General features: G+C 60.0%; 19 protein-coding genes and 1 tRNA gene. 11 read left to right on the forward strand and 9 right to left on the reverse strand.

The features are described 5' to 3' along the window. Positions 1–44 precede the first annotated feature (44 nt). The 5 genes from WJU23_RS17490 to WJU23_RS17510 all read right to left on the reverse strand — a co-directional run bounded on the left by WJU23_RS17490 (position 45) and on the right by WJU23_RS17510 (position 6,554). The gene (locus WJU23_RS17490) at positions 45–1,466 is read right to left on the reverse strand and encodes a sulfatase-like hydrolase/transferase (RefSeq protein WP_346333899.1); all 1,422 of its coding nucleotides are present in this window, start codon (positions 1,464–1,466) and stop codon (positions 45–47) included. Positions 1,467–1,524: 58 nt separating this feature from the next. After that, positions 1,525–2,679: a DNA-binding transcriptional regulator gene (locus WJU23_RS17495; RefSeq protein ID WP_346333900.1), complete on the reverse strand. Its 1,155-nt coding sequence runs from the start codon at positions 2,677–2,679 to the stop codon at positions 1,525–1,527. Positions 2,680–2,712: 33 nt separating this feature from the next. After that, a complete protein-coding gene (locus WJU23_RS17500) occupies positions 2,713–3,852 on the reverse strand; it encodes an ROK family protein (RefSeq protein WP_346333901.1) in 1,140 nt (379 codons plus the stop codon). A gap of 73 nt (positions 3,853–3,925) precedes the next feature. Next, positions 3,926–5,056 carry an ROK family protein gene (locus WJU23_RS17505; RefSeq protein WP_346333902.1) on the reverse strand — a complete coding sequence of 377 codons (1,131 nt, stop codon included), beginning with the start codon at positions 5,054–5,056 and terminating at the stop codon, positions 3,926–3,928. A gap of 64 nt (positions 5,057–5,120) precedes the next feature. Then, positions 5,121–6,554, reverse strand: coding sequence for an FAD/NAD(P)-binding protein (locus WJU23_RS17510; RefSeq protein ID WP_346333903.1), 1,434 nt, complete (start codon positions 6,552–6,554; stop codon positions 5,121–5,123). Positions 6,555–6,648: 94 nt separating this feature from the next. Here WJU23_RS17510 and WJU23_RS17515 point away from each other — a divergent pair, with 94 nt between their 5' ends. The 6 genes from WJU23_RS17515 (at position 6,649) to WJU23_RS17540 (ending at position 13,006) form a co-directional block, all read left to right on the forward strand. Further along, the gene (locus WJU23_RS17515; protein WP_346333904.1) at positions 6,649–7,200 is read left to right on the forward strand and encodes an NAD(P)H-dependent oxidoreductase; all 552 of its coding nucleotides are present in this window, start codon (positions 6,649–6,651) and stop codon (positions 7,198–7,200) included. Positions 7,201–7,262: 62 nt separating this feature from the next. Beyond that, positions 7,263–8,414, forward strand: a complete 1,152-nt coding sequence (locus tag WJU23_RS17520) for an LLM class flavin-dependent oxidoreductase (protein ID WP_346333905.1) — start codon at positions 7,263–7,265, stop codon at positions 8,412–8,414. A gap of 50 nt (positions 8,415–8,464) precedes the next feature. After that, the gene (locus WJU23_RS17525) at positions 8,465–9,511 is read left to right on the forward strand and encodes a Gfo/Idh/MocA family oxidoreductase (RefSeq protein ID WP_346333906.1); all 1,047 of its coding nucleotides are present in this window, start codon (positions 8,465–8,467) and stop codon (positions 9,509–9,511) included. 39 nt (positions 9,512–9,550) lie between these two features. Beyond that, positions 9,551–10,336 carry a GxxExxY protein gene (locus tag WJU23_RS17530; protein ID WP_346333907.1) on the forward strand — a complete coding sequence of 262 codons (786 nt, stop codon included), beginning with the start codon at positions 9,551–9,553 and terminating at the stop codon, positions 10,334–10,336. Between the two features lie 41 nt (positions 10,337–10,377). Further along, the gene (locus WJU23_RS17535) at positions 10,378–11,658 is read left to right on the forward strand and encodes a Gfo/Idh/MocA family oxidoreductase (protein ID WP_346333908.1); all 1,281 of its coding nucleotides are present in this window, start codon (positions 10,378–10,380) and stop codon (positions 11,656–11,658) included. 82 nt (positions 11,659–11,740) lie between these two features. Next, positions 11,741–13,006: an MFS transporter gene (locus WJU23_RS17540; protein WP_346333909.1), complete on the forward strand. Its 1,266-nt coding sequence runs from the start codon at positions 11,741–11,743 to the stop codon at positions 13,004–13,006. A 46-nt stretch (positions 13,007–13,052) separates the two neighbouring features. Here WJU23_RS17540 and WJU23_RS17545 read toward each other — a convergent pair whose 3' ends face one another. The 3 genes from WJU23_RS17545 to WJU23_RS17555 form a co-directional block, all read right to left on the reverse strand. Next, entirely contained in the window at positions 13,053–14,069 is a 1,017-nt protein-coding gene (locus WJU23_RS17545; protein ID WP_346333910.1) for a hypothetical protein, read from the reverse strand. A 152-nt stretch (positions 14,070–14,221) separates the two neighbouring features. After that, positions 14,222–15,058 (reverse strand): acetyl-CoA carboxylase, carboxyltransferase subunit beta, encoded by an 837-nt coding sequence (gene accD, locus WJU23_RS17550; protein ID WP_346333911.1) that lies wholly within the window; start codon positions 15,056–15,058, stop codon positions 14,222–14,224. A gap of 133 nt (positions 15,059–15,191) precedes the next feature. After that, complete coding sequence (locus tag WJU23_RS17555) at positions 15,192–15,983, reverse strand: ComF family protein (protein WP_346333912.1); 792 nt, start codon at positions 15,981–15,983, stop codon at positions 15,192–15,194. A gap of 114 nt (positions 15,984–16,097) precedes the next feature. Here WJU23_RS17555 and WJU23_RS17560 point away from each other — a divergent pair, with 114 nt between their 5' ends. Both WJU23_RS17560 and WJU23_RS17565 read left to right on the forward strand, forming a co-directional pair. Continuing rightward, positions 16,098–16,856, forward strand: coding sequence for a hypothetical protein (locus tag WJU23_RS17560; RefSeq protein WP_346333913.1), 759 nt, complete (start codon positions 16,098–16,100; stop codon positions 16,854–16,856). 7 nt (positions 16,857–16,863) lie between these two features. Continuing rightward, positions 16,864–17,133 (forward strand): hypothetical protein, encoded by a 270-nt coding sequence (locus tag WJU23_RS17565; protein ID WP_346333914.1) that lies wholly within the window; start codon positions 16,864–16,866, stop codon positions 17,131–17,133. Between the two features lie 67 nt (positions 17,134–17,200). On the opposite strand, the gene WJU23_RS17570 is transcribed toward WJU23_RS17565, so the two are convergent. Further along, on the reverse strand, positions 17,201–18,103 hold the full coding sequence (locus tag WJU23_RS17570) for an RNA polymerase sigma factor RpoD/SigA (protein ID WP_133793399.1): 903 nt from the start codon (positions 18,101–18,103) through the stop codon (positions 17,201–17,203). A 492-nt stretch (positions 18,104–18,595) separates the two neighbouring features. Here WJU23_RS17570 and WJU23_RS17575 point away from each other — a divergent pair. The 3 genes from WJU23_RS17575 to WJU23_RS17585 all read left to right on the forward strand — a co-directional run bounded on the left by WJU23_RS17575 (position 18,596) and on the right by WJU23_RS17585 (position 20,515). Next, positions 18,596–18,669, forward strand: a tRNA-Gly gene (locus tag WJU23_RS17575). 183 nt (positions 18,670–18,852) lie between these two features. Next, complete coding sequence (locus WJU23_RS17580; RefSeq protein WP_346333915.1) at positions 18,853–19,269, forward strand: hypothetical protein; 417 nt, start codon at positions 18,853–18,855, stop codon at positions 19,267–19,269. A 67-nt stretch (positions 19,270–19,336) separates the two neighbouring features. Further along, positions 19,337–20,515, forward strand: coding sequence for an outer membrane beta-barrel protein (locus tag WJU23_RS17585; RefSeq protein WP_346333916.1), 1,179 nt, complete (start codon positions 19,337–19,339; stop codon positions 20,513–20,515). The last annotated feature ends 32 nt before the right edge of the window (positions 20,516–20,547 follow it).

Consider the following 20,547-nt stretch of genomic DNA (forward strand, 5'->3'; position numbering starts at 1 on the left):
AAGGCGTAAGAACGTTTGGCGGCCCGAGTCTGAAGAAGGCCGAATTAGGGCTTCGGGACGTTGGAGTCATTACCGGGTTTCCACCATTGGTTGAGGAGGTGGCGGAGGGTTTTGACGTCTTGGGGGCGGGATTTGGCGAGGTTGGTTTTTTCCTGGGGGTCTTGGACGACGTCGAAAAGGCTGACTTCTTTGATGTAGGCGCGCCAGGCGGTTTTTTCCTGGTGGGGGTGGGGGAGGATGAGCTTGAGGGGGCCGTGACGGACCCAGCGGTAGGCGATGTCTTTGGAGGGGCGGCTGAGGGCGGTGGCATCGCCGGGGTAGATTTCGCCAAAGACGGGCTGGTCCTCCAGTGGGGCGCTGCCCTGGGCGGCGGGCCAGAGGCTGCGGCCGGGGAGGCCGGGGATGGAATCGGGGCTGCCGAGGGCATCGAGGACGGTGGGGAGGAGGTCCACGCTGCTGACGAGCTGCTGATGGGTGGCGGGTGTGACCTGGCCGTCCCAGCGGATGAGGATGGGGGTGCGGAGGCCGTCTTCAAAGGGGGAGTATTTGCTTTCGCGAGTGTGGAGAAATTCGCCGGGGTGGTTTTTATCGGGTTTCTGGTCGGGGGTCCAGCCGTTGTCGGAGATGAAGACGATGAGGGTGTTTTTGGTTAGGCTACGGGATTCGATCATGGCGATGAGCTCGCCGACGGTGTCGTCAAACTGGCTGATGGAGGCGAGGTAGGGGATCTTGTGAGCAGGGATGCCTTTGTCTTTATAGAGGTCGAAATAGCGCTGGGGGGAATCGTGGGGCTGGTGGGGGAGGTAGGGGGCATACCAGACGAAGAATGGCTGCTTGCCGTCCACGCGGTCGATGAAGTCGGCGATGGGCTGCATGGTTTCGCGGCCGATTTGCAGGCCGTGGTCGCCGTTGCCGTGGGCGGCAAGCTCGCCGTTTTTCATGGTGCGGTTGCCGCCGTAGTCCTGGCCGGGGCGGGGCTCAAAGATTGTCATGCCTTCGGTGAAACCGGCATTGGAGAAATGGCCTTCCCAAAATTTGCCGGTCTGAAAGGAACGGTAGCCGAGCTGGCCGATGGTGCGGGGCAGGGTGGGCTGGTTGCGGAGGAGGCCGAAGGCGGGGCTGCGCACTTTTTCGTATTCGGCGCGGGATTGCATTTTGGCGAAGCCGCTGTTCCCCGGAGGCGGGTGGTTATAGGTGAGGCCGCTCTGGTGCGGATAACGGCCGGTGAGCATGACGCCGAGGGAGGGGCTGCAGAGGCTGGTGGTGACGTAGCCATTGGGGAAACGGGCGGACTGGGAGGCGAGCTTGTCCAGGTGCGGGGTGAGGGCTTCCTTGCTGCCCATGAATCCGAAATCGCGATACGCATGGTCATCGGCGATGATGTAAACAATGTTAGGCCGGGCGGGTGCGGTGAGGGCCAGGGCGGGGACTGCGAGGCAGAGGAGGCTGAGCAGGAGGGTGCGCATGATCCCTGTTAAAACTCACGCGGGAAGGGATCTTGTTCAGCCTTTGCGCAGGAGATTTTCAGATTTTGCGGCGCTGGCGGTACTGGCCGGGGGTCTCGCCCTGTCGTTTGCGGAAGGCTTCGGCCATGTACTGGGGGTGGGTGAAGCCGGCACGCTCGGCGATGGCATCGAGGGTGAGGCTGGTCTGGGCGAGGAGGCGCTCGACGAGGCCAAAGCGGATGCGGTTGATCTCCTCCCCGGGGGAGCGGCCGATCTGTTTTTTCATCTGCCTTTCGAGCGCACTCCGCGAGAGGGAGGCGGCACGGGCGACGTCGTTGACGCTGATGTTTTCGGTGGCGTGCTGGCGGATGTAGGTGAGGGCGCGGGCGAGGCGGGGGTCTTCTACCGCGACGATGTCCGATGACTGGCGGATGACGAAGTCACCGGCGGGGAGGAGTGTTCGGTCCGGGGGGCGGATGCCGTTGCGGATCCAGGCATCGAGCATCTGGGAAGCGGCATAACCAACTGCCTGACCACGAAGCTGTACGCTGGAAAGAGGTGGCCAGGCTGTCTCGCAGAGGAGCTTGTCGTTTTCGGCCCCGACGATGGCGACTTCTTCCGGGACGGAAATGCCGGCGCGGCGGGCGGCATCGAGCAGCCAGAAGCCGAGCTGGTCGTTGCTGGCGAAGACGCCGACGGGTTTTTCCAGTCCGGTGAGCCAGTCGGCCAGGGCCTGCTGATGCTCATCCCAGCGTGGGCGGTGGCTGGGGGAGAAGGCTTCGAAAACTGGGCAGTCGAAGCCTTCGGCCTGAACGGTCTCGGTGAAGCGGAGAATGCGCTCGCGGAAGAAATCCAGAGACGGATCCAGATAAGCGGCGAACCTTTGGAACCCACGGCTGCGGAGGTGAACGGCGACGCGGACGCCTATTTCACTGTTGTCCATGCCGACAAAGGGGAAGGGCTGGTCGGGGGAGGAATCGCGCAGCTCGATCACGGGGAGGCCGGTGGCCTTCAGCCTTTGCAGCATGGCGGCATCGCCGGTACGGGCCAGGATGCCATCGCCGGGCCAGTCCTCCAGCCAGGCGGGATAACTGGAAAGAAGATCACGCGGCTCAAGATAAATGGACCAGGGGCCGTGCTCGGCCACATAACGGCGCACGCCGGCGACGATGTCCTGCCCGTAAGTGCGGGAGGTATCCACGAGGATGGCGATCTGCGGGATGTGAGGTGTCATCGGAGCCAGACCGGCGTGTGAGGGCCGCCGCGCTTATCTAATCGTGCCGGACTCAGGAGTCCAGGCTTCCATGGCCAGGCTGGCAGCGCCGAGGGCACCGGCTTCATCACCGAGGGTGGAAGGCAGGATCTCCGGGGGCATGCCGCGCAGCACCGGGGTGAGCTGGAGAACCTGCTGAGTGATTTCCTGGCAAAAACGCTCGCCCAGGACCGTCAGGGGACCATGGAGAAAGTAGGCTTTGGAGTCCAGGATGAGATGCAGCAGGCTCATGACGCGGGCGTAGTCGGCAATGACTTTTTTCCATTCCGGGCCGGTGGAGCCTGCATAAAGCTGAAGGGTGGACCAGAGATCTGGGGGGAGCGGGGCCTGGGGGCCTGCGCCGCTGAGCCTGCGCCAGACGGCGGGGGCGGTGAGCACATCGTGCAGTTCCTTTTCATTGCCACTTAGGGGCCAGGGCCAGCGGCCGATCTCCCCGGCGGCGAGATGGCTGCCATGGACAAGCTGGCCGTTCTTCATGATGGCGATGCCGAGGCCGCGGCGGGGGCCAAGGATGACGTAATCATCCATCTCGCGGCCGCCGCCAAACCAGCGCTCGGCGAGGGCGACAGCGCGGAGGTTGTTTTCCATGGTGACGTGGACGGGGAAGTCCTGCCTGAGGTCTGCCACCAGCGGGACATCCCGCCAGTCGGGAATAAAGGAATACAGCATGGCCACGCCGGTGGTGGGATTCACCAGTCCAGGCACACCGACGCCCATGGACAAGAGCTTGCCAGGGGCGGACTGGCTGAGTTCCACGACGGCCTGTTTGATTTCATCAAGCACCATGCGGGTATTGGCCTCAGGCGGGAGCGGCCGGTGAATGGAAAGGTCTTTTTTACCCGCAAAATCCACCCGGACTGCCTGGATGCGCTCCGCATTGAATTCCACCCCGGCGAACCAGCCCGCATTTTGCACCAGGCTGAGCCTGCGCTGGGGGCGGCCCATTTTTCCCTGCTCCAGACCGCCTTCGATGACATATCCGAGAGCGATAAGGTGGTCCACATAGATGCCGACGGTGGAAGGGGAGAGGTGGGTGACCTTGGCCAGAGTGCTGCGGGAAGTGGCGTGCTGCCCGCGCAATTGAAGCAGGATCGTGGCGAGCAGGGAAGATTGGTCAGCAGGCTTGGTGCGCATGAATGGCCCTATTAAGTGGCCTATCTCTCAGAAATGCGAAACTAATTTTGCATTCGAAGAGTCGGATCCGACATTATTTTTCGGCATCCGGTTTCCATTTTTCCATCGCGAGGCTGGAGGCACCGAGGGCCCCGGCTTCATCCCCAAGGCTGGAGGGGAGGATCTGGGGGGGGATGGAACGGAGGGCGGGCATGAGGCGGACGGTGGCGGCGGAGATGTCCTGGCAAAACCGGCTGCCGAGGGCGGTGAGGGGGCCGTGGAGGAAGTAGGCCTGGGCATCCAGAAGGAGATGAAGCTGGCCGATGATGCAGGCGTAATCGGTAATGATTTGCTGCCAGACGGGGCCAGTTTCTGAGGAGAAGACCTGGAGGGCGGTGTGGAGATCCGCCGGCTGACGGGTGCGTGGGGAAGCTCCAGAGAGCCTTCGCCAGACGGCGGGGGCGGTGAGGGCATCATGCACTTCTCCGCCGGGCTGGCCTGGCGACCAGGGCCAGCGGCCGATCTCCCCGGCGGCATGATGGCTGCCCCGGAGGAGGCGGCCCTGGTTCATGATGGCGATGCCGAATCCGCTGCGCGGGCCGAGGATGACGTAATCCTCCAACTGGCGGCCGCCGCCGAACCAGCGTTCGGCCAGGGCGATGGTGCGGAGGTTGTTTTCCAGCGTGACGGGGACTTTGAACCGGGTGGCGAGCCGGGAGCTGATGGGCACGTTTTTCCAGCCGGTGAGGAATGCATACTCCAGGCCCAAACCACGAAGCGGATCCACCACGCCGGGTGCGCCGACGCCGATGCCGAGAAGGGGGCCGGGGGTCTTGCGGTCCATGGCGGTGATGAGGGTGGCGATCCGTGACATGACCTGGGCGGCGGTGGCATCCGCAAGCAGCGGGTATGACTGGCTGGTGATGAGCTGGCCGGAAAAGTCCACACTGGCGATCTGGATGCGCTCCGCATTGAACTCGATGCCGGCGAACCAGCCTGCCTCTGCCACGAGGCTGAGGGAGCGCTTGGGACGGCCCATTTTTCCCTGCTCCAGGCCCGATTCACACAGGTGGCCGGAGCGGATGAGGTGGTCCACATAAAAGCCGGCCGTGGTGGGGGACATGCGCATGAGGTCCGCCAGCGTGCGGCGGGAGGCGGCCTGGCCGCTGCGGATGAGAAGCGCGGCAGCGGCGAGGTTTCCACGGATTTCTTCAGAGCTTCTCATAGCGGGCGAATCCTGAATCATTGGCCGGTGGGGCGGGATCGGACAAGGCTGAAATGACAACGGGCTAGATCATGTATTCCATCATGACGGGCAGTGCATCGTCCGCAGGGCGCTGGCCCAGGATCAGTTCGGCCACACGGCGGGCTTGCACGCGCAGTTCCGGCACGGCGATGCTCTCCCAAAGGGTGCCGCGCAGAAGGGGACCGAGGGCGAGCAGCCAGGGGGAAGGCGTGCCGGAGGGGGAAAGGACGGTGTGAACATTTTCCGTGTGGATGCCCATGTCCATGGGGTCCGGGGAGATGAGGCCACGGCGGAGGAGATTTTGCAGAAGGGGGGAGGTGGTGGCGCTGAAGCGGATGTGCGGGCCGGTGGCATTGAGCACGAGGTCCCCCAGGAGCTGCCTGCCATTCTGAAGATGTACGGCGATCTGGCTGCCGGAGGCGGCGACGCGGGTGATGCCGGCGGCGTGGACTTGAAGCTGGCCGGTGAGCTGGGCGCTCGTGATCTGCGCATGGATATCCGGGGCGATGCGATGGCGGAGGACATTCCAGCGGGCGGCATGCTGGCGGAGAAAGGTGGTGCGCTCCGCAGGGGTGAAGTTTTCCCAGATGCGCTGGGTGTGGGGCCGGAGGCGGTCCACAATGATGGCGGGATTGGCCCCGAGTTCGCGCAGCCGGGCGCAGTGCTGCTCCATGAGGGCGAGGAGTTTTTCCAGGCCAAGGGTAGCGAGATCCACATCGGGTGGCGGGAAGTCCGGATACTCAATGCCGCGAAAGTGGGCGTGCGGCAGCCAGCCGTGGCGGGAGACGGCGTGGATGCTGCCCTGCCAGCCGAGGGTGCGCAGGGTGATGAGGGCATCTACGGTGGTGAGGCCCGTGCCCAGGATGACGATGCTGCCGCCCTGGGCAGGGAGGCGCTGGTGCCAGGGCAGCCAGGGATTGCCAGTCCAGGCTGGGTGGTCCTGCAAGGTCTCTGCGCCCGGGAGACCGGCGGGGGCTTCATTGCCGCAGGCCAGGACGATGCGGTCAGCGGGGATCTGGCGGCCATCGGCCAGGTGGATGGTTGTGCTGTCGCCGGTGTTTTCGATATCCACTGCTTCCCCGGCGATGAAGCTGGTGGTGACGGGCGTCATGCTTCCGGCTGCCTGGAGATGGTGATGCAAAAGGGAGCGCAAATAGTCCCCATAGACCTGGCGGGGGATGAAGCGCTCGCGCAGTTCATGATCAGGCACGGCATCGAAATCCGAGCGCGTGCGCAGCCACTGGAGCAGGTGGTCCGGCTGGTCCGGCAGGGCGGACATGTTGCGGGCGGCGACGTTCAGCAGATGCTCCGGGCGCACAGTGGAGTAAGCGACAACGCGTCCGGCTGCCCCCGCCGAATGGACCAGGGTGATATTCAGCGGGCGGGTGTTGAGGCGGGCCAGATTGACGGCAGTCATGAGGCCGCTGAAACCGCCGCCGATGATGGCCACGTGAGGATCCTGGGTGCGAGGGGTCATGCTGTTTTTATCCAGAAGGGACAATTTTTGCGCTTGTTAATCGCGGGTGTCCAGTCACATATTGCAATATTGGAATAATTAATCCCTTTTGCTGATGCAAGCCCTCGTTGTCTCCACCGCCCTCAAGCCCGGCAGCAAAACGCTGACTGGGGCACATGCCGTCAAGGCCAGCCTGGAAGAGCATGGGATGTCGGTGGATCTCGCGGACCTGGCGGCGGAGCCGCTGCCGCAGTGTGACGGAGCCTCCTGCTATGCCGATGAGGCGGTGCAGGCGATGACGCGACGGGTGCAGGCGGCGCAGCTCATTGTACTGTGCTTTCCGGTGTACAACTATCAGCCAAACGCGGCCGCGAAGAGCTTTGTTGAACTGACCAACAACGGCTGGAAGGACAAGGTGGTGAGCCTGGTGGCGAATGCGGGCGGTGACCGGTCCTACCTGGCTCCGCTGCCTTTGGCGAACTCGCTGATGGTGGACCATGGCTGCGTGATTGTGCCGCAGTTTCTCTATCTTTCCCCGGGCTCGTATGGGGAGGACCAGTCACTGAAACTGGAGGGGCCGGAGCTGGCCCGCTTTGAGAAGCAGATGCGCGCGGCCTGCCACCTGACGCGGACATGGGCACTGCGGGAGGGGAGAACGGAGATTTAATCCAATATTGAAAAAATAATTCAGCCGTTTCGTTTTAACCTTTTCTACCCTCTTATCTGACCATGACTCCCCCCGTCTTGCGCACTGAACAAAGGCAGGCTGAAATTGCCTGGTTTTCGGCCCTTTGTGGCGATGACTATGAATACCTGGGTGTGTATGACGGGGATCTTCGAAGCAGCTATGAACACTGCGGCGACATCGTGGAAAAGGCGGATGCACACGGGTTTCAAAACATTCTTTTGCCATCTGGATGGATCGTGGGGCAGGATGCGCTGAGCTTTGCCTCGGCAATGGCTCCGCAGACGAAGCAGATCAACCAGCTGGTGGCGCTGCGCATGGGAGAGGTGTGGCCGCCGATGCTGGCGCGGGCCATAGCGACAGCGGACCACATCGCCAAAGGCAGGTTGTGCATCAACATCATCTCCTCCGACATGCCGGGGATGAAGGAGAGCAATGAGGTGCGCTATGCGCGCAGCAGCGAGATTATCCAGATCCTGCAGAAGCTGTGGGCGACGGACGGGCCCATGGAATGGAAGGGTGAGTTTTACAACTTCAGCCTGCCGACCTGCGACCCTGCAAAGCCGTATCAGCAGAATGGCGGGCCGCTGCTTTATTTTGGCGGCATTTCCCCGCTGGCGCAGGACCTGTGCGCGAAGCACTGCGATGTGTTTTTGATGTGGCCGGAGACGGAGGACCGGCTGGCGGAGACGATGCGGGGCATGTCTGAAAAGGCGGCGGGCTATGGGCGCAAGATTGACTTCGGCCTGCGCATTCACGTGATCGTGCGGGAGACGGAGGCGGAGGCCAGGGCGGCGGCTGACCGGCTGATTTCCAAGCTGGATCTGGAAAAGGGGCAGGAGATCAGGAAAAAGTCCCTGGACAGCCAGAGTGCGGGTGTGCTGCGCCAGGATGAGCTGCGGGCGCAGAGCAAGGACCTCTTTATCGAGGATCATGTCTGGTCCGGCATTGGCCTGGCGCGGAGCGGCTGCGGCAGCGCGATTGTGGGCGACCCTGACCAGGTGGTGGCCAAGATGAACCGTTACATGGACATGGGCATCCGGGCTTTCATCCTGAGTGGTTATCCGCATCTGGATGAGTGTGATCTGTTTGCGAAGCATGTGCTGCCGCGATTGCCGACCTGCCGGTTGAATGAAGTGCAGGGTCGGCTCGTTTCTGATCCGGTGACACCGCTGACCACGGCCCCGCGCCGGTGAGGGAGATAGTCGTTGTTTAATACCAGCCCCGTTTTGCCTAACTAATATTTATGAATTCGCCCGTCCGCTTTGTACTCGCAGGTTTTGGAGCCTGGGGGAAGTTTCATGCCCAGTCCATTGCCGGAAATCCGGAGGCGGAGCTGGTGGCAATCTCGGTGCCTTCGGAGGCTACACGAGCAGAGGCACAGGCACTTTATCCGCAGGCGCAGATCTTTGCCGATGCGATGGAAATGATCGCACAGACCGAGTTTGACATCATTGACATTGCGACGCCGAGCCACACGCATCGGGAGATCGCCGTGGCGGCAATGAGCCGGGGCAAACATGTGCTGCTGGAGAAACCGATGGCCATCACGCTGGAGGATTGCAAAACCATCGTGGCGGCGGCGAAGGAGCACGGCGTCCATCTGGCGGTGGGGCATGAATTGCGGCTTTCATCGCAGTGGGGGGAGATCAAGAAGATCATCGAACGTGGTACCATCGGGGACCCGCAGTATGTGCTGGTGGAGCTTTCAAGAAAGCCTTACCGCCAGGGGGCCAGCGGCTGGCGTTATGATCCGGCGCGCGTGGGGAGCTGGGTGCTGGAGGAGCCGATTCATTTCTTTGACCTGGCGCGCTGGTATCTGGAGGGCAGTGGCGATCCGGTGGAGCTGTATGCCTATGGCAACTCCCGCGATGCGGAGCGCCCGGGGCTGTTTGATAATTTCAGCGCAATGTTTAAATATGCGAATGGCAGTTATGGGGTGGTTTCGCAGACGCTGGCCGCCTTTGAGCATCATCAGACGGTGAAGGTGAGCGGTACGAAAGGGGCGCTGTGGGCAGGTTGGAGCGGAGCGCTGGACCGCACGCTGGAGCCGAGTTATTTCCTGAAGGTCTTCGACGGCGAGAACCTGGAGAATGTGAAGATGGAAAAGCACAGCGGCGAGGTGTTTGAACTGCGCGAGGAGATCGCCCAATGCGTGGAAATGGTGCGCACCGGAAAAGCCCCGATTGCGACGGGCCTCGATGGTCTGTGGTCCGCCGGGCTGTGCCTGGTGGCGGAGGAATCCATCCGCCAGGGCAGGCCGCTGCCGGTGGGGGAGATGCTGAAGTTTTAGGGTAAAAAGATTCTGGGTAAAAAGATTTTATTAATGCCTGTGGAATGTGCCATCCCATTTTCGAGACTGGAACGTGAGGAGTTTCAGCAGATGGACTATCGGGTGATGGCTTGTGCGTTTGCGTCGCATGGTGAACTGGGCCGGCATTGCACGGAGGAGATTTACAGAAATGATCTGATGGCACGTCTTGAAGAGGAGGGGATGGGGCCATTGCAATCGGAGGTTCTGGTGCGTGTGAGGCATGGCGGATTCGTGAAAGACTACCGGTTAGACCTGGTGGTGGCTGACAGGGGCATTTATGAGCTGAAGGTGGCCAAAGGAATCGCCGAAGAGCATGAAGGCCAGACGCTGAACTATCTTTTGATGACGGACTGTGCTCATGGGAAGATTGTAAATTTCCTTTCAAGCTCGGTGGAGTCACGGTTTGTTAATAACCCGATGACGCGGCTGGCTCGGTGCCGGTATTCGGTGAGCGAACATGCGTGGCGTGGGCCGGATGAACTCAGGCGGGGCTTTTTGTCCGCTGTTGAGGACCTGGGGCTGTTTCTTGAAACGGCACTGTATAACCAAATTTTGATCCATCGGTTTGGCGGTGCGGAAGTTGCCATGCAAAGCCATCCTTTAATCCGCAATGGACGAATCTTAGGCCGCCAGCTTTTTCAAATGTGCAGTCCGGGTGAGGCTTTTCGGGTAACGGCGTTGTCTTCCAAGCTCGCAGCCCAGCAAACCAGTTTCATGAAACTGCTTGCGCTGACAAAACTCAAGGCACTCCACTGGATCAACCTGAACCGTCACGATATCCAGTTCCGAACCCTGGCCGTCTAGAGAAAATTTTTCTACCCTCAATCTTTTTACCCTCATTAACCATGACCACACGACGCCACTTTATCACCACGACTTCTGCGGCTGCGCTGACGGCGGCGACCCATGCGTTTGCTGCGCCTTCGGACGGGGACATTAAAATTGCTCTCATCGGGTGCGGGGGGAGGGGGACGGGGGCTTGCAACCAGGCGTTGAGTGCGGGGTCATCCGTGAAACTGGTGGCGCTGGTGGATCCGCTGGAAGGAAAGGCGCAGGCGGCACTGGACATCCTGATGACGAAGCATGAGGGACAGATCGCGGTACCGCCGGAGCAGGTGTTCACGAATTTTGAAGACTACAAAAAGGCGTTTGAACTGGCGGATGTGGTGCTGATCACCACGCCGCCTGGGCCGAGGCCGTTTTTGTTTGAGGAGGCGATCAAGGCCGGGAAGCATGTGTTTATGGAAAAGCCGGTGGCGACGGATGCGGCTGGGGTGCGGCGGGTGCTGGCGGCGGCGGAGGTGGCTAAGCAGAAGAAGCTGAATGTGTGCGTGGGCTTCCAGCGCCGGTATGATCCGGGTTACATGGATGTGATCCAGCGAATCCAGGACGGGGAGATTGGAGACCTGGTGTATGGCCGGGTGTATTGGAACGGGACGTCACGTCCGGGGTTCCCGCGAGAGCCGGGGGAAAGCGAACTGCATTACCAGATTCGGAACTGGTACTTTTTTACCTGGATGAGCGGCGACCATATCCTGGAGCAGCACTGCCATAACCTGGATGTGGCCAACTGGGTGATGAAAGGCGTGATGCCCATCCGTGCGGTGGGACAAGGTGGACGGGAGGTGCGCAAGGCGCGTGAGAACGGCACGATCTTTGACCATCACACGGTGGAGTTTGAATATGAAAACGGCATGCGCATCCTGAGCCAGTGCTGCCAGATCGGCGGCAAGTGCGCGCGCTCGGTGAGTGAGCATTTCCATGGAACCAAGGGCGTGGCGGATCTGGGCAACGGTGGCAAATTTTCCATCAATGGCCAGCCGCCGGGTGGCAAACGGAGCCGGATCAAGGAAGATCCGTATCAGCTTGAGCATGACACGTTTTTTGAAAACATCCGCACGGGCAAGGTGCGCAACGATGCGGAATACGCCGCCCACAGTACGTTGATGGGGGTGATGGGCCGCATGGCAACCTATACGGGGCAGGTGATCACCTGGGACCAGGCGATGAATTCCAAGGAAGTTCTGGTCCCGGATAACCTGACCTGGGAGACGGAACCGCCTGTGAAGCCGGATGCGGATGGCTGGTATCCGGTGGCAGTGCCGGGGACGACGATGCCGGTATGAATAAGAAAGTGCTCAGATGGAGCGGACTGCCCTATGACTGAGCACAGCGCACTGTGAACTGAGCACTTTTGATTTTTCTCCCATGACTTCCTCTTCCTCCAAATGGTACACCGGTGTCACACGCTACCAGTGGTTGGTGCTGATTGTGGCTTCCCTGGGCTGGGTGTTTGATGCTTTTGAAGGGCAACTTTTCAACCTGACCCGCGGGGCGATGCTTTCGGAGCTGCTGGGCGTGGGGCCGGGAGACCCGGAGGCGAAGAAGTGGGGGGACATCTTCCTGGGGATCTTCCTGGCGGGGGGGACGTTTGGCGGGTTGCTGTTCGGATCGCTGGGGGACAAGTATGGGCGCAAGCCGGTGATGGTGGCGACGATTCTGTTTTACTCCATCTTCTCAGGCCTAACCTATTTTGCGACGGAGCTGTGGCACGTGGGGGTCCTGCGCTTCCTGGTGGCGATGGGGGTGGGTGGTGAATGGGCGGTGGCGGCCGCACTGGTGGCGGAGATTTTCCCCAAACATGCACGCACCCATGCAGGAGGCATTTTTCATGCAACAGGGGTGCTGGGCACCTGGCTGGCCACGCTGACATCCATAGGAGTGGAGAATGAATGGCGGCTGGCGTATCTGATCGGCATCCTGCCGGCGCTGCTGACACTGTGGGTGCGTAGCTCCGTGAAGGAGCCTGAGAAATGGGAGGAGGCCAGGTCCAGCGGTAAACGCATGGGCAGCTATGCGGATCTCTTCGGCGATGCGCGCTGGCGCATGCGGGCGCTGCTGGGCATGGCGCTGGCGGCGGTGGGGCTGGGCACTTTTTGGGGCGTGTGCGTGGCCACGCAAGACCTGACGCGGGAGCTGCTGGAGAAGCTTAATTATGAAAGCGGGGATGCGGAGAAGAAAGCCAAGTTTGCCTACGGTATCATCCAGGTGGCGGGGGCGGGGCTGGGCCAGCTCAGCTTTGGGCCGCTGTGCGCGCGGATGGGGAGAAAACGTACTTTTGCGCTGATGCATGTGCTGAGCTTCCTGATGGTGCTGGTGGTCTGCTATCTGCCGCAAAGTTATGGGCAGATGCTCTTCATGCTGCCGCTGTTCGGCTTTGTGACCCTGAGCATCCACTCGGGCTACGCGATCTATTTCCCGGAGCTGTTTCCGAACCATCTGCGCTCAACCGGATCCAGCTTCTGCTTCAATGCGGGCCGTTTGTTGGCAGCCCCGATGCTCATCCTCTCCGGTTATGTGAAGACGAAGGCCGATCTGCCAGATGCGGTGGCGATGATGGGCGGACTGTTCCTGGTGGGGCTGGTCGTGCTGGCTTTCCTGCCGGAGACGAAGGACCAGGAGCTGCCGGAGTGAGTGGCCTTACGCTGCCTTGATGACCTTTCAGGGCCACCCGTTAGCTTTACTGCGCCGATGTTTTCACCACGTCGCGGGCGAGTTTCAAGACTTCGCCCCCGTGCTCCATGATGATGGATTTTTCTTTTTCGGGCTCCTTTTTGGCGGGCAGCGGGGTGCTGGGGGCACCGCTGGGGTTATAGGCTTTGATCTCGGGAAGAGGGATCTGTTTCTTTTGGCTGGTGGTGGCTGCTTGCGTGCCGGAGGCGGGTGCAGGGGGCGTCAGGGCAGGGGCGGTGGCAGGGGCGGTGGCAGGGGCGGTGGCAGGGGGTGTCGCACCGGGAGTGGGCGGAGCGGGTTTTTCGATCTCAGCCGGGGATGAAGCGGGAGGGGTGGTGGTTGCCGGGTTGGATGTGCCTGCTGCGGCTGCAGGTGGTGGGGTGGAAGGAGTGCCGGTTGCCGAAGCAGACGGTGGGGTGGCTGGCGGACTGTCGGGGGTTGGAGTGGAAACGGTGGCGGGTGAAGCTTCCGTCTTCATCTTCACGGCCTTGTACAGCAGGTTGTAATTATGCCGGATGGCAGCGGGAAAGGAGACGCGGCCGGGCTCGACGATTTTTTCGCGGAGGAGCTTGGAGGAGAGGTCGGCGACGAGGTCGGTGCCGACTTTGACGGCGCGCTCGATCTGGGGGGCCGCGACGGAGGTGGAAGCGGAGGCACCGCCTTTGATGAGCTCGCTGCTGATGGTGCGGCCCTGGAGGGCGAGGCTGCTCTGGGCGGAGACGAGGTCGCCATTGGGGGCGAAGCTGAGCTCGAGGCTGGCGTGGTCATCGGAGGCGAAGAAGCCGCGGCGATGGTCAATGCGGACGGAGACGAAGATGCCTCCATCCGGGGAAGGGGAGACCTCGGGCTGATAGGTGCGGTAGCCGGCCTCGGACAGTTCGTATTCGGCGGCCTTGCCTTTCCGCGCCAGCCAGCCGCCCAGGCTCTCGCCAAAGGCATCCACATCCACTTCAACTTCGGCATGGGCCGGATTCAGCATGCCTAGCAGGGCGATGAGGAGCAGGGGGCGTTTCAGCATTTTCATGGGGAGAATACGGGGAACGCTTTTAAACTGTTTCCAAAGCGGGTTTATTCAACCGGGATTGTGGGGCCGGTCATGGAGCAGGGGCGTGGACATGCTGGTAGTGCAGCGCACTCACAGACGGGGAAGTCAGAATCAGTTGGGGCCCAACTGAACTACTTTGCCTTGCTGGTGTACTTGAGCAGGTTGGCGAGGGTGGAGCGCATGTCTTTGCGCTCGACGATCATGTCCACGAGGCCGTGCTGTTTCATGAACTCGGCGGTCTGGAAGCCTGGGGGCAGGTCGGCATGGGTGGTCTCTTTGACCACGCGGGGGCCGGCGAAGCCGATCATGCACTTGGGCTCGGCGAGGATGACATCCCCCAGGGTGGCGAAGCTGGCGGTGACACCGCCGGTGGTGGGATGGGTGAGGACGGAAAAATAGGGGAGGCGTGCCTCGGCATGGCGGGCCAGGGCACCGCTGGTCTTGGCCATCTGCATAAGGCTGAGAATGCCCTCGTGCATGCGTGCGCCGCCGGAGGCGGAAAAAACGATGACGGCTTTTCCCTCAGCGGTGGCGGCCTCAATGGCGCGGGTGATTTTCTCTCCAACGACGCTGCCCATGCTGGCTCCGAGGAAACGGAAGTCCATGATGGCCAGGAGGACGGGTACGCCTTCGATATTGGCACGGCCGGTGACAACAGCTTCCTTTAGGCCAGTCTTGTTCTGATAGGCTTTGACCTTGTCCACATAACCTTTGAAACCGAGGGCGTCCACGGAGTCCAGATTCGTGTCCATTTCCTGAAAGCTGCCTTCATCCACCAGGCTGGCGATGCGTTCGCCGCTGCTGATGGTGAAATGATAGCCGCAGTTGGTGCAGACGCGGAGGTTGCGGGCGAGGGTCTGCTCAAAGAGGCTCTCGCTGCAGGACGGACACTTGGTCCACAGCCCTTCAGGCATGTCCTGCTTCTTTTCACCCAGTTCGTTGACAGTGCGCTTTTTGAAAAATCCCATGATGTGATGTTTGTCGGAAGACCGGTCAAGACTGGGGGCTCCATTCATCCCCGGATGGCTACCGCAGGAGCGGCTGTGGAAACGCTCCACAACCCGAACAGAGGCCCGGAGGTGACCGGACGTGAAACGGATACTAACCACGCGCCACGGTAATCACCACCACTTTTTCTGCTCCAGCCTCCTGCTTTAAAATTTTGGCGCATTCATGGGCTGTGGCACCCGTGGTCAGCACGTCATCCACCAGCAGGATGCGCCTGCCTTGCAGAGGGGGAAGGGTGTGCCAGGGACGGGGTTTGCGGAGCGCAAAGGCGCGTTTGAGGTTTTGCAGCCGCTTTTTCCGGTGCAGGCGGGCCTGGGGGCTGGTACGCGAATGGCGGCGCAGAATCTGGGCGGCGGGGATGCCAGTGTGGGCGGAAAGCCTGCGGCAGAGCTCCCAGCTCTGGTTAAAACCGCGCCAATACTGGCGGGTCCAGTGCAGGGGCACAGGAACGAGCAGCCACTGGCGGAGATCTTCCCCTGCCAGCCGCGGGTCACTGAGAGCGGCGGCAAGCATGTCGGCCAGTCCGGCGCGGAGGGTGAGCTGACGTCCGTATTTAAATTGGAGGATCATTTCCCGCAGGGGCCCGTCAGCCTTGAACCCGGCGACGGCAAAATCGAAGGCGATACGGCGGCCGGCACAGTTTTTGCAGACGAATGCCTCCGTCATCGCACCGTCAAAAGGCTCGCCGCAGACGCAGCAATAGGGAGCCTGGATTTCAACCAGTTCCTCACAACAGGAACCGCAAAACCAGGCAGCCTTGCCTTGGTGGGGTGCATCCTCCGGCAGCGGATCCTGGCAGCCGTGGCAGACCCGGGGATAAAGCATGTCCAGAGCGGTCTGCCAAAACCGCCGGGCGGTGCGAAGGACTGGCTCGGCAACAGACATGAGGTGTGGAGAGAAAATGATCTTCTGCTGCAGCTCGCAGGAAAACAACCTGTAAGTAAGATCGTGAAAACGGATGCTCTTGCCAGCCTGCCGGATGGCTGTCTTAATGGGAGCATGACACGCCTGCTATGGATGTTGGTTTGGATCTGGGCCTGCCCGCTGGCGCTGGCGGTGGAATTGCTGGGGGAGCCGCAGATTCGGGTCGTAGGTACGGAGGCCACATTGACCTGGAAGACCGATGTGGCTTGTGGCACACGCGTGAGCTTTGGACGTGCAGAAGGAAAGCCGGATCAAAAGGTGGAAGGGCCGGTGACGGCGATTCATGAGGTGACGCTGAAGGACCTGCAGAAGGATGTGACGTACCACTTCACCCTGGGCAGTGCCCGGCAAAAGCTGCATACAGGGAGTTTTCAGACCGGCAGTGCAGCCCTCACGCCAGCACCGCCGCAGGCGGCTCCGGCGCGCTCTTCCGTGCTGGACAAGGTGAAAGGTTTTTTCACGCCGGATGAAAAACCGGCGGCCAGTCCTGCCGCCACGCAGGCGCAGCCGCGTGCTCCGCCGACTCAGCAGACGTGGGGGCGCATGGAGACATTGCGGGATCATTTTGAAAGACACGGGCCGGATTTTCACAGTCGCTCCATGGAGGATTATGCAGCGCAGGCCTGGCACTTTCTACAACGGGCCCGCGCCGGTGAGGTGCCGATGAAATGGGATGACAGTGATGCGACGCTCAGGATCTTCGATCCAAGGACGCGGGCCTTTGCCGCCTATGGCCGTGATGGCAGGACCAAAACTTTTTTCCGCCCGGGCAACGCCTCTTATTGGCAGCGCCAGCCTGGCCGTCTCATCCAACCTTCAAGCCTGCCTTTTTGATCCGTCTATGAAAACGCCATCATATTTCTGTCCTGTCTGTGGTTATGCCAGGTTGAAAGAACTGCCCCGCAGTGCTTCCGGCGGTCCCAGCTATGAAATCTGTCCGGCCTGTGGTTTTCAATTTGGCGTGAGCGATGACGACGATGAGATCACCTATGAGCAGTGGCGTGCGGACTGGGTGGACGGGGGTATGGAATGGACCAGCCTGGGCATCCCGAAACCGCGCGGGTGGGAAAAGCAGAAAGTGACGCTCCTGCCGAAGGAAGGAGATGCCTAACAATAAATAAAAAAGGCAGGCCATTGCCGGCCTGCCTTTTCGGGAATGCGTTTGTAAGCTGGAACGATCAGCCGAGAAGCTTGTCCTCAGCGGCGGCGGCCTTTTTCTTTTTCTTGGCGCCGGCGTTGCGGAGAGCTTTCGGAATGGGGTCTTCCTTCTTCTGCAGCGCACGGCGCAGCTTGCGCAGGGCGATGTTCTGAAGCTGGCGGATACGCTCACGCGTAACGCCGAATTCCTGGCCCACTTCTTCAAGCGTGCGGGGCTTCTGGCCGGCGAGGCCAAAGCGTGCGTCAATGATCTTGCGCTCGCGCTCGTCCAGCACGGTCAGCAGGCCGTCGAGCTGGCCATGCATGTTTTTGTGGCTGAGGAGATCGAATGGCGTCTGGGCATTTTCATCGCCGACGATTTCACCAAACTCGGTGCTGTCGTCATCGCTGATAGGCGCGTCCAGGGAGGCTGGGCGCATGGAGGCGACCTTGAGCTGGCTGAGCTTGGCACGGTCAATGCCGATCTCTTCGGACAGTTCGTCATCGGTCGGTTCGCGTCCCAGCTCTTCAGACATAGCCATCGCGACGCGACGCATCTTGCTGATCTTGTCCACCATGTGTACCGGGAGGCGGATCGTCTTTGACTGGTTGGCGAGCGCGCGCTTGATGGACTGCTTGATCCACCAGGCTGCATACGTGGAGAGCTTGCCGCCCTTGTTAGGGTCAAAGCGCTCCACAGCCTTCATCAGGCCGATGTTGCCTTCTGAGATCAGATCGAGCAGCGGCAGGCCATAGTTGGCATAATCCTGGGCGATTTTAACGACCAGCCGGAGGTTGGCGCGGATCATGTGTGAGCGCGCTTCCGGGTCGCCGCGCTTGATGCGTTCGGCGAGTTCTACCTCCTGATCAGGAGTCAGCAAGTCGGTCTTGCCGATCTCCCGCAGGTAGATCTTGATACCTCCGTCGAGTTCCATGTTAGACATTACAAATATAAATACGGTGCAGTTTTGCTTTTCTTGACGCCCTGCTGAAAAACAGGGGGTCGGCAGCTTAGCATAAGGATGACTGACTTTCTCCTCATTTTTTCAAAGCAACTTTTCTGCCAAATTGATGCGATACGGAAACGGGCCGGATTCACGGTCTCAAGGCGTGCCTTTTGACACTGTGGTTGAACTAAAGTTTGAAACGAACGTCAACAAAATTTACAGATATTTTTAAGATTTGTTAACAAATTGGATTTTTCAGGATGAGGTCATCATGAGTGATACCGGATTTTTGAGGAAGGGTTACAACTTGCAAATTCAGCCTTGCCAGATGCTCCTGGCCTGCTATTACTCGGCAAAGAATGAAAAGCAGGTCTTTTTGAAATTTGGCAAAACACATTTATCAGTTTTTCTAAATTTTAAAAGTTTTTGTGTTAATTCTAAAAAATATCTTGCGAGCTTAAGATCTTGCAGGTTATTATGACTTCAATCGCGGGTATAGCTTAGTGGTAAAGTTCCAGCCTTCCAAGCTGGCCATGTGGGTTCGATTCCCACTACCCGCTCCAGTTGTAATAATCTGACAGAAACTTTTCGCCATGAGACATTTCAGCGCTCTGAGCCTCATCCATTGCCTTCTTGGCCTGGCTTTCACGGCTATTGCCCCTCTTGCCCAGGCACAATCTGGCGGATGTGATGATATTTCACGGGATGTTGCAACGGCGATTCAGAATGATCCTTCAAAGGCTCTGATGATTGTGGAAGATGCGCTTGTGATCAATGAATCTTGCGCCTGCGAGATCATCAAGGCCGCAATCATTGCTTCCCAGGCTGACAGCGCGATGGTGAACCAGATCGTCCAGACTGGCATTTCGGTGGCCCCAAAAATGTCCGGAGTGATCATGGACTGCGCGACAGCGGTGTCACCGGCGGCGATGAGCAGCGTGAGCGCCACGACGACGGCTTCTTATGAGCCTACAGATTCCGGCAAGAATCCTGACAAGAACCCGCTGCCCATTGTGGCCCCCGCTGAGGAAGATTTCATCATGAGCCCAAGCATTCGCGGGGTGTATCTGATCCAGCCGCCGCCAACAGGCTTTGTCCCTTGTGATCCCAAGTATCGCAAGTGCTATGACAAGCCAACTTCCCCGTGCTTTTGCACGCCCTGAAACCGGGAATCATTGTTGAGCCACCCTCAAACCTCATCCCTCCCCGACTATGTGCATTCCCAATGCTATGATTGTTACGGCCTTTTTGGCCGTTTTTGCTACGTCGGCTTTTTCTCAAGGGCTTACAGCGGTACGGGATTTTTCGGGTGATTTTGGTGAGGATCAGCCCCTGACCTTTAGCGTCACCGGCCGTGGCGGTTATGACTCGCTGAGCTACAAAGTGCAGTCGCCGTTTTTGCAGGATTTCGACTCCTATTACATTCAGGGCGGAGTCGGTTTGACGTACGCAGATGCAGATCCGACGACGCCCTGGAGCATCGGGCTTGATCTGGGTGCCATCCACTATCTTGACGGCATTCCCCGTTATGATGATACCTTCTACAATGCCCGGATCGCGTTCAACATTGCTCATCAGATAAACCAAAGGCTGAAAATCAGCAATAATTTCTACCTGACGTATGAAGCAGAGCCGAATGTGGCGATGGGCGGGTCCACCACGCTATATAACGGACAGTATCTTTACGGGTTCAATAATTTCAATGTCAGCTATGCATGGTCCCAGCGTTTCTCCACGACAACATCGTTGACGGTGGATGCGATTTCGTATGAGGACGATGTGGTCTCCGGCCTGGAAGACCGGCTGTCGGTCCTGATAGCCCAGCAGTTCAGCTACGCGCTGACGCAGCGGACCAGCCTGGCTGCGGAATACCGTTACCGGATCGTCGAATTTGCTGAGCGTGATGATGTAAATTCCACCTCCCACTTCGCCCTGGTGGGTGTGGACCATGCCTGGAGCGAGCGTTTTTCCGGATCATTCCGTGTGGGTGCTGAATTCTTCAAATCTGACCGCGCTGAAAACACCTCCCCATATGGAGAAGTGGCAGCCAGTTACCTGGTGGCCCGCAGGACCACAGCCCGCTGGTTTGGCTCCGTCGGCTATGATTCGGCTGAAATTGGCGGTTTCGACACTCGCTATGCGGTACGCACCGGCCTGAATGTGAATCACCAGATCACCAAGCGAGTCGGGATCAATGGAGGTGCTTCGTATGCCTACAGCACCTTCGATGGCGGTGGCGGCAGGGATGTCACGGAGCATTCACTCCTGCTTTCCACAGGACTCTCCTTCCAGATGCTGGAAAACCTTTCTCTGGACGCCCGCTACACCTACTCCATCCTCCAGTCGGACGACTCGTTGCGTGAATTCAGCCGCAACAATGTGTCGCTGGGCGTGACCGCCTCCTTCTAATCAGTTTCAGCCAACAGCCCAAATCTCCCGCC

This window comes from Prosthecobacter sp. SYSU 5D2 (assembly GCF_039655865.1).
Taxonomy (GTDB): domain Bacteria; phylum Verrucomicrobiota; class Verrucomicrobiia; order Verrucomicrobiales; family Verrucomicrobiaceae; genus Prosthecobacter.